The sequence below is a fragment of the Chryseotalea sanaruensis genome, assembly GCF_003990915.1.
GTDB classification, from domain to species: Bacteria; Bacteroidota; Bacteroidia; order Cytophagales; family Cyclobacteriaceae; genus Chryseotalea; species Chryseotalea sanaruensis.
Window position 1 is genome coordinate 1 of the sequence record NZ_BHXQ01000027.1, and the last position, 768, is coordinate 768.

At 41.8% G+C, this 768-nt stretch carries 1 protein-coding gene; it reads right to left on the reverse strand.

The window, feature by feature from the left end:
• Positions 1-19 precede the first annotated feature (19 nt).
• Positions 20-768 (reverse strand): transposase (locus tag SanaruYs_RS20010; RefSeq protein WP_148115052.1); only part of this gene is annotated, 749 nt, incomplete at its 5' end.

Here is a 768-nt window from a genome sequence, read left to right on the forward strand (position 1 = left end):
TGATTAAAAAAAGTTATTTCTAACTATTTTTTAATTCTGGTGTGTAAGGTGTTCCACGATTCACAACAGCTACAATTCTGTGCAACAGTTTGTTTCGAACAGCATTGATCACCGACATTTTGTTTTTACCTTCTTTCACCTTGCGTTCGTAGTATTCTTTAAGTTCCGGATTGTGATGTGCGCTGCTGATGGCGGCCATATGTAGCACTTTCTTCAGGTCACCATTCGCAAATTTCGACACGCCTGTTCTTCCTCGAATCGAGCTACCACTTTCATATACAAATGGTGCCACTCCGCTGTAGCATGCTAGCTTACGACCATCTGCAAGTCGATTAAAGCCATGGGTGTACACCAGCAACATGGCGGCCAGTACTTTGCCTACGCCTTTAATACTGAGCATTAAATCGTATTTCTGTTTCAAGCTTTCATCTTCGCTTATAAATTTCAAAATCTGATCATCTACCTTTTCAAGGCTTTTCTCAAGGCCTCGCACAGCTTCACGGTTTGTTTGATCAATGAGTTTGCCGGTCGAAGAATCAAATTGCTTTAGCTCTTCTGTACTGGTACGAAGCATTTGTAGTGCAGTGAGTAACCGTTTACGGTTTGACTGAAGATCTTTCAGCTTTTCCAGTGTCAATGTGCTTATTTCAAGCACATTGGCTTTGTTTTGAAATACATGTGCATAGCGTGCAATCCGCTGCGCATCAATACGGTCTGACTTACCACGTAATAATCCCTGACTGCGTTTAATCTGAAGTGAGCTTTCCA